We start from the raw sequence: 6,928 nt of genomic DNA on the forward strand, positions 1-6,928 counted from the left end.
CCTGCCCGGTCCCTACGGGAGCGGGGTCCCGCCCGTCGCGTTCACGATCTCCGCGGTGATGTACGACGCCTCCTGCGAGGCGAGGAAGACATACGCCGGGGCCATCTCGGCCGGCTGGGCCGGACGCCCGATGGGCGCCTGCTTGCCGAACTCCGCGGTGTCCGGCAGGGTCGCCGGGATCAACGGCGTCCACACCGGCCCCGGTGCCACGGCGTTGACCCGGACGCCCCGTTCGATCAGCATCTGCGCCAGTCCCTGGGTGAACGTGACGATGGCGCCCTTCGTGGTCGCGTAGTCCAGCAGGTGCGGGCTCGGCTTGTAGGCCTGCACGGAGGCCGAGTTGATGATGCTGCCGCCCTCCCGCATGTGCGGCACGGCCAGCTTGCACAGCCAGAACATGCCGTACAGGTTGGTCCGCATCACGCGGTCGAACTGCTCGGTGGAGATCGCCTCGATGCCGTCGGGCTGCGACATCTGGTACGCCGCGTTGTTCACCAGGATGTCGATCCGGCCGAACTCCGACACCGCGCGGTCGATCAGCGCCCGGCAGTTCTCCTCGTCCCGGACGTCGCACGCGACGGGCACGGCCCGCCGGCCGGCCTCCTCCACCCATCGCGCGGTCTCGGCGGCGTCGTCCTTCTCGCTGTCCAGGTACGTGAAGACCACGTCGGCGCCCTCGCGGGCGAACGCCAGGGCGACCGCCCGGCCGATCCCCGAGTCCCCGCCCGTGATCACGGCCTTGCGGTCCGCCAGCCGGCCGCTGCCCCGGTAGGAGTCCTCCCCGTGGTCCGGCGGCGGGTCCATGGGACCGGTCCAGCCGGGATGCGGCTGGTCCTGGGACGGGAAGTCGGGGGTCGGGTGCTGCTCGACGGGATTCTGCTGCTCGGTCACGGTCTCTCCCATGTCCCTGGAGGGGCGGTCGTACGGTCGGCGCCCGCCGACGGAGGACGGCGGACACCACCGCCCGGGTACCCCGGCACCGCGCACCCGATCCGGTCCGCCCCACCGCCCCCCGGACGGCCGGGGGACCGTTGCCACCCGGTCGGCCGGGGGACCGGGTGGAATCAGTCCGCGCGCACGTGACGGGTGGCGAAGCCGATGACGGTGGCCACCGCCGCCAGCACCGCCACGCTGGTCAGCGCGGCCGGGAGGCTGAACCAGTCCGCCATGAAGCCGATCGCGGGCGGGCCGAGGAGCATGCCGCCGTAGCCCAGGGTGGAGGCGGTGGCGACCCCGCCGGCGCCCGCGAGCGCGCCCGCCCGCTCGACGGCCACGGGGAACAGGTTGGCGAGCCCGAGACCGGTGACCGCGTAACCGAGCAGGGCCGCCCACAGGGACGGCGCGAGCGCGCCGAGCAGCATGCCGGCCGCCGCGGTGGAACCGCCGACGAGGACGGTACGGGTCCGGCCCAGCCGTTCCAGCAGCGTCGTCCCGGAGAGCCGCCCGACCGTCATGGCCAGCGCGAAACAGGAGTACCCGACGGCCGCGGCACCCGGCGAGGCGCCGAGGTCCTCCTCCAGGTGGAGCGCGCCCCAGTCGGCCAGCGCCCCTTCGCCGTACGCGGTGCACAGCGCGATGAGCCCGAAGACGATCACCAGCGCGCGGGTACGGCGGTCCGGCCGGCGTGGGGCGCCCTGCCCGGTCCGTCCCGCGTCCGCCGGGGTCAGGGGCTCGCACCGCATCAGCACCCGCCCCGCGACGGCCGTCACGAGCAGCCCCACGGCGGCGAGCCCCCACAGATGCCGGGTGGGCGACAGCGAACCGGCGACCAGCGCGCCCAGCCCCGCGCCGATCATGCCGCCCAGACTGAACGCGGCGTGGAAGCTCGGCATGACGGGCCGTCCCAGCGCGGCCACCAGGTCGACGGCGGCACTGTTGAAGGCGACGTTGATCCCGCCGTACGCCGCGCCGAACAGCAGCAGTACGGTGCCGAGCGCGAGGACGGAACGGGTCAGCGGGGGCAGTCCGACGCTCAGGCAGAGCAGGACCGCGCAGACGACGGTGACGAGATGGCTGCCGTACCGGCGGCACAGGCGGCCGGTGAGCGTCATGGTGATCACGGCCCCGGCGGAGACGCCGAGCAGGGCCAGGCCGAGGGCGCTCGCGGAGGCGCCGGTCTGTTCCTTGACGGCGGGGATGCGCACCACCCAGCCGGCGAAGACGAAGCCGTCGAGGGCGAAGAAGGCGGTCAGGGCGAGACGGAGTCGGACGAGGTCGGTATCCGGCACCACACTGTGCGAGCGGGTTTTGTTTATCAGTGGCACAAAGTCAGGCTAGGCAGCGTCGCGGCCTGCGGCAAGAGAGCCCTGAACGGGGCGGACGCGGCCGGTGTGCCGCCGGAGGAGTGGGGGCGTTAACCCGTGTGATCGTCCCGGATGGTGGGACCGGACGCCATGAATGAGCGTGGATCATGCCGGAGGCCGGGACATCCGTGCTGGCGAGGAGTCAGCTGCCCAGTCTCCCGTGGAAGGACTCCCAGATGCGCTCTGCCCGCATGGTGCTCGCCACCGCGACGGCCACGGCGGCCCTCGCCATCGCCGCGCCCGCAGCCTACGCCGACCACTCGGGCGACGGGGACTACGACAAGTCCTCGCACAGCAAGGAGTACGACAAGGAGAGCAAGGAGAGCAAGGAGTACGACAAGGAGAGCAAGGAGAGCAAGGAGAGCAAGGAGTACGACAAGGAGAGCAAGCACGACAAGCCGCACGGCGGCGTGCACACGGGCGGTGGGGCCCTGACCGCCGTGGGCGAGGAGGACTGGGGCACCGCCAAGGACCCGAAGTACGACCCCGAGACGTACAAGGAGAAGGACGACTCGGGCAGCGAGGAGTCCTACGGCGGCAAGCAGGACAAGGAGTGGAGCAAGGAGGAGAAGCCGCGCGGCGGCATGCACACCGGTGGCGGCGGACTCGCCGAGCCCGGTGTCACCGCGGGCGGCCTGGCCGCACTGGCGGTCCTCGGCACCGGCGCCTACGCGCTGCGCCGCAAGAAGGCCGCCGGGAGCGTGGCCTGAGCCATGCCCGGCTCCATAGACGGGGCCGTCGTACGTGCCTCGCGCGTCATGACGGCCCCGCTCGCTCGTCCGTGTGCCGTGTCCGAATGAGGTGGTCCCCCCGATGCCGGCCAGTCCCCCTTCCCCCCTCGAAACCGATCAGGCGTCGCCGACGCGGCGGAGGCTGCGCGCCGTCATGACGGCGGTCTTCTGGAGCGGAGCCGGCCTGCTGCTGGCCACGACGCTGATGGGCGGCGGGGAGGGCCCTCCCGACGACGCGCACGGGCCGCGCGCGGCATCCGCGGTCTCCGCCGCGCCGTCCGCCCCCGCCGCGAGCGCCCCGGCCACCGGCGAGTCCGCCACCCGTGAAACGGCGGCCGAGCACCTGCCGCGCTCCGAGCCGAAGCGGCTGCTCATCCCCGCCATCGACGTCGACGCACCCTTCATCGACCTCGCCATCGGCAGCAAGGGCCGGCTCGAACCGCCGCCGCCCCACAACACCAACCTGGTCGGCTGGTACGCCAAGGGTGCCTCCCCGGGCGAACGCGGTACGGCGATCATCGCCGGGCACGTGGACACGACGACGTCCCCGGCCGTGTTCGCGCGGCTCGGCGAACTCGAGAAGGGCGACCGCTTCCGGGTGCTGCGCGCCGACGGCAGCAAGGCGACGTTCGTGGTGGACGAGGCGGAGTCCTTCGAGAAGGACGACTTCCCCGACGAGCGCGTGTACGCGGACACCCCCGACGCCCAGGTGCGGCTCATCACCTGCTCGGGGGACTACGACCACGCCGCCAAGGACTACACCGAGAACCTGGTGGTCTTCGCCCATCTCGTCTGAGCCGGCTGCCCGGAAGGGGGGAGGACGCCTTCCGGGCAGCGGTCCGTCAGGCCACGGAGCAGGCCGCGCCGTTCAGGCCGAACGCCGTGGGGCTGGGGTTCGCGCCGGTCCGCGAGGCCGTGAAGCCCAGGGAGACCGAGCCGGACGCGGGGATCGACGCGGTGTACGAGGCGGCGGCGACGCTGACCTCGGAACCGCTCTGCGTCGGCGTGCCGCCCCACATGTTGGTGATCCGCTGGTCGGCCGGGAAGGTCCAGGTCAGCGTCCAGCCGTTGACCGCCGAACTGCCGGTGTTGCGGACGGTGACCTCGCCCTGGAAGCCGCCGGGCCACTCACCGGTCACCCGGTAGCCGACCGCGCAGGCGCCCGTCGTGCCGCCGGAGGACGTGGTGACGGTCACCGTGGCGGAGCGCTGCGAGCGGTTGCCGGCGGCGTCCCGGGCGTAGACGGCGAAGGTGTAGGACGTGTCCGCGGTGAGGCCGGTGACGGTGGCGGAGGTGCCGGCCGTCGTGGTGACGACGGTCTCCGCGCCGCCACTGATCCGTACGACGTCGTAGCCCGTGACACCGTTCGCGTCGCCGGCGGCGCCCCAGGTGAGGGTCGCGGACGAGGCGGTCACCGCCGAGGCGGCCGGGGTGCCGGGAGCGGTCGGGGCCGTGGTGTCGTCGCCCGGACCGGATCCGTAGACCGCGGCCTCCTCGGACGTGGCCGCGATGCCGTTGGCGCCGTTGAAGAGGCGCTCGCCCCAGCTGGTGAGCTGGTTCGGGTCGAAGTTCGTGACCATGTCGAGGTACTCGACGCCGCCGCCGTTGCCGCTCCAGGACCAGCCGAGGTAGCCGAGGCCGAGCTGCCGGGTGACGGCCAGGATGGTGTCCTCGTCGGGGTCGCCGTCGGAGTGGTTGTGGCCGAACTCGCCGACCACGATGGGGAGTTTCGCCGAGACGAAGCGCCCCAGGTAGTCGCTGATCTCGGCGGCGGTGTCGAAGACGCCGTACATGTGGATGGAGAACACGGTGTTGGCGTCCGGGTCGGCGGCGAAGACCGAGGCGGCGTTGTCGCGCATCGTGAACGCCCAGTCCTGGCCCCAGTTGGGGGCGTCGACCATCAGCGTGTGGTCGAACCCGGCGTCGCGCAGCTTCTGGACGGCTGCCTTGGTGTCGGCCGTCCAGGCCGTGTAATTGGTGTTGCCGTACGGCTCGTTGCCGATGTTGACGATGACGTAGTCCTCCTGGCCGGCCAGGGCGCTCCGGACGCTGATCCAGTAGTCGGCGGCCCGGGAGAGGGTGGTCGCTCCGCTCTGCTCGCCGTAGCCGGTGGTGTCGTGCACCTCCAGGACGCAGATCAGCCGGTTCTGCTTGCACTGCGCGACCACGTTCGCCACGTCGGCGGCGTCGTTGCGGGTCCAGCGGTCGCCGCTGGAGAGGACGACGCGCACGGTGTTGGCGCCCTTGGCCTTGATGTGCGCCAGTGAGCTGATCCGGTCAGCGTACCAGGTGTGCGCGTGGTTGACACCGCGCATCACGAAGTCGTTCCCGGACGCTTCGAGGAGCCGGCCGTTCTCGACGCGGAACCCGGTGGGCGCCGCGTGCGCCGGAGTGGTGAAGGAGAGGAACGGGAGGAGGAGTCCCAGGAGGGCGGCGAGCAGGCCGACGGCTCGTGGGGAGGCGGGCGTACGGGATCTCATGGCGGCTCCAGTGGGGGTGCGGTCGGCTGTCCTTGCTGTGCGCCGTGCGTCGGTCCGTGCGTGCGGTCAGGAGGTGGCCGTGCAGTGGACGGTCGCCGCCGGGGCCGAGGAGGTTGCCGGGGCGGTGGCGATGAAGCCGAAGGCGGTGCTCGCGTCGGGGGCGAGGGCCCCGTTCCAGCTCGCGTTGGTGACGGTGGCCGTGCCGTCGGCGGCCGTGCCGAGGGTGCCGTTCCAGAGCTGGCCGACGCGCGCGCCGTTCGCCGGTACGACCGTCACCGTCCAGCCCGTGACGGGGGCGGCGGAGGTGTTGCGTACCGTCACCTCGGCCTGGTAGCCGCCCTGCCAGGTGGAGACCGCCCGGAAGGAGGCGGTGCAGGTGGCGTCGCCGGGCTCGTCCGGGTCGTCGGGGTCGCCCGGGACGCCTTCCTCCAGCAGCGCGGCCAGGGCCGGGAACCAGCGTGCGGCGATCTTCTCGTTGCCGGCGTCGTTCGGGTGGACGCCGTCGTAGGTGTCGGTGGCCGTGTCGAAGCCCGTCCACTGGTCGACCACGGTCACCGGGGAGCGGTCGGTGCTCGTCGCCGCGGCCCAGGCGGGGACACGGGCGTTGAAGTCGGCCACGCGCTGGGCGCAGGCGGCGCAGGTGCTGGGGTTCATGGGGATGATCTGGGCGACGAGGACCCGCATGTCCGGGTTGGACTCCCGCATCTGTCCCACGAGCCTGGTGTAGGCGGCGAGGATGCGGTCGGGGGAGACGCTGCTCCAGACGTCGTTCGTGCCGAAGTGCATGACAACGATGTCCGGCAGCGTCGCCGCCAGCCGTGCGGGGAGCAGGTTCTGGTCCGCCACGTTGGTGACCAGTTCGCCGCCGTGCCCTTCGTTGTCCCCGTCGTGCGCCACGCCGCAGCCCTGGGCGGGCAGGGTGCCGACGAAGTCGATGTCCGTGTGCCCGGCGTCCAGCAGCCGGTTCCACAGCAGGGCCCGCCAGCAGCCCGGCGACCCGGTGATGGAGTCGCCCAGCGGCATGACGCGCACCGGGTCGGCCGCCGCCGGCGCGGCCGCCGCACCCGGCGCGAGGGTCAGCCCGAGGGGGAGGAGCAGGGCGGCCAGCAGGCCGAGGAGCGGAAGCGTGCGTAAGCGCAGGAGACGGGTGTCGCGCATGGTTTCCCCTTCCTTTTCCTTGGATGAGGTGGGAGCGCTCCCATGAGGTCATCAAGCCACTGTTGTCATTGACGCGTCAAGAGGCGGGACGGATTACGGTCCGCCGCCCCGATGCCCGTACGCCGTCGGGGGGGGGGGCCCCGGGGGGGCGCCCCCCCCCCCGCCCGGCCCCCGGGGTGCGGGGCCGGCGGCCCGACCGGGGCGCGCCCCCCGGGGGGGTAAAAAAAAAACCACCCCACCCACCAAAAAGGAGAGC

General features: G+C 72.5%; 6 protein-coding genes. 2 read left to right on the forward strand and 4 right to left on the reverse strand.

Annotated elements, in window-relative coordinates:
- Nucleotides 1–12: 12 nt before the first annotated feature.
- Together ACFV5H_RS20105 and ACFV5H_RS20110 are read right to left on the reverse strand one after the other, a co-directional pair.
- Complete coding sequence (locus ACFV5H_RS20105; RefSeq protein ID WP_385044995.1) at nt 13–903, reverse strand: SDR family oxidoreductase; 891 nt, start codon at nt 901–903, stop codon at nt 13–15.
- 161 nt (nt 904–1,064) lie between these two features.
- Entirely contained in the window at nt 1,065–2,228 is a 1,164-nt protein-coding gene (locus tag ACFV5H_RS20110) for an MFS transporter (RefSeq protein ID WP_385196307.1), read from the reverse strand.
- Between the two features lie 251 nt (nt 2,229–2,479).
- Here ACFV5H_RS20110 and ACFV5H_RS20115 point away from each other — a divergent pair, with 251 nt between their 5' ends.
- Nucleotides 2,480–3,013, forward strand: a complete 534-nt coding sequence (locus tag ACFV5H_RS20115) for a hypothetical protein (protein WP_385196309.1) — start codon at nt 2,480–2,482, stop codon at nt 3,011–3,013.
- A gap of 175 nt (nt 3,014–3,188) precedes the next feature.
- Complete coding sequence (locus ACFV5H_RS20120) at nt 3,189–3,830, forward strand: class F sortase (RefSeq protein ID WP_385044989.1); 642 nt, start codon at nt 3,189–3,191, stop codon at nt 3,828–3,830.
- Nucleotides 3,831–3,876: 46 nt separating this feature from the next.
- On the opposite strand, the gene ACFV5H_RS20125 is transcribed toward ACFV5H_RS20120, so the two are convergent.
- Together ACFV5H_RS20125 and ACFV5H_RS20130 are read right to left on the reverse strand one after the other, a co-directional pair.
- A complete protein-coding gene (locus tag ACFV5H_RS20125; protein ID WP_385044987.1) occupies nt 3,877–5,514 on the reverse strand; it encodes a cellulase family glycosylhydrolase in 1,638 nt (545 codons plus the stop codon).
- Nucleotides 5,515–5,580: 66 nt separating this feature from the next.
- Entirely contained in the window at nt 5,581–6,672 is a 1,092-nt protein-coding gene (locus ACFV5H_RS20130; RefSeq protein ID WP_385044984.1) for a GDSL-type esterase/lipase family protein, read from the reverse strand.
- Between the last annotated feature and the right edge of the window lie 256 nt (nt 6,673–6,928).

Source organism: Streptomyces sp. NPDC059787 (assembly GCF_042732315.1).
GTDB classification, from domain to species: Bacteria; Actinomycetota; Actinomycetes; order Streptomycetales; family Streptomycetaceae; genus Streptomyces; species Streptomyces atrovirens.